1 protein-coding gene and 1 pseudogene are annotated in these 1,217 nt (G+C 58.1%); both read right to left on the minus strand.

The window, feature by feature from the left end; genetic code table 11:
* Positions 1–35: 35 nt before the first annotated feature.
* Positions 36–206, minus strand: a pseudogene (locus tag ERD78_RS19675) (transposase); the annotation flags it as partial.
* Between the two features lie 40 nt (positions 207–246).
* Positions 247–1,217, minus strand: a 971-nt coding sequence (locus ERD78_RS19680; RefSeq protein WP_129971599.1) for an ISL3 family transposase, incomplete at its 5' end; no start/stop codon positions are given.

Genomic DNA, 1,217 nt, shown 5'->3' on the forward strand with positions numbered 1-1,217 from the left:
GGCTCTACTCCATTATCGGGGGATCAGGGCATTCATTAGACTCGGTTAATTACACCATTCCAACCGCATTGAGCCAAGACTCTCATACGGTAATTCTCAAAATTCCTGAACCCATACGCTCTGCGTGAAAGCATCTCCATCTTGGTGTGGAACCCTTCGGTGATCCCATTAGACTTGGTGAACCGCCACATGCGCACGATGGGCTCGAGCCGGCTCTACTCCATTATCGGGGGATCTGGGCATTCGTCAAACTCGGTTAATCACACCATCCCACCCGCACTGAGCCAAGACCCGCATGCGGTAATTCTCAAAATTTCTGAACCCATACGCTCGGCGCGAGAGCATCTCCATCTTCGTGTGGAAGCCCTCGGTGATTCCATTAGACTTGGTAAAGCGCCACATGCGCACGATGGGCTCGAGCCACGATGTTAACGTAGCGGCCAGCGCCTTGGCCGGACTTTGCTCAAACTGACGGATCAACGCCAGGAACTCGGGCAGCAGCTGCTTGGCCCGTTTGCGTTTCAAACTCTTCATCACCAGAAACCCGTTCAGTTGCTGTCTGGCAAAGTAAAGCGCCTGCAACACCGGCATTTGGGCCAGGTATCGATGCAAGCGCTCCTTTTGCACCGACGAGAGCTTCCAGTGATGACGGCGCATCAAACTGATCAACCCCCGGTTCCTGCGCCCTTCAGGATCGTGCTGCTGCCACAGCTTCAGAAAGTGCTGGTTCACCAGCCGCACGACGTGAAACCGGTCGGCCACGATCATGGCGTTGGGAAAGTACTGCTGGGCGATGCGCCGATAGGGTTCGGATAGGTCCATCACAATGACGCGCACATGCTCGCGGCCAGGTAGCCGCTTCAAATAGCCGCGCAGGCTCGCTTCCGAGCGGCCCAGCACCACATCGAACACCTTGTGGTGCCTCAAGTCAACCAGGGTGGTGGCGTAGCCCTTCTTGCGGCTGAAGAAATGCTCGTCAATGCCCAGCACCTGCGGACAACTTCGGCCAGAGAGCTCCGAGACCCGTTGCCCGATAAAGGACTGGTACCAGCGCTCGACGGTGGCGCTGCCGATCCGGTGCGTGCGCGTCAGTTGGCGCTGGCTCACGCCGCCATCGTGGGCCTCGAAGACCTCCAGCCGATAGGCCTCGGTGGCCCGGCGCCGTGGCCGGATGCCCGCAAAGCGATGGCGAAAATATCGATTGCAGTCGGTGCAGT

The sequence above is a fragment of the Allopusillimonas soli genome (assembly GCF_004153445.1).
Lineage (GTDB): Bacteria > Pseudomonadota > Gammaproteobacteria > Burkholderiales > Burkholderiaceae_B > Allopusillimonas > Allopusillimonas soli.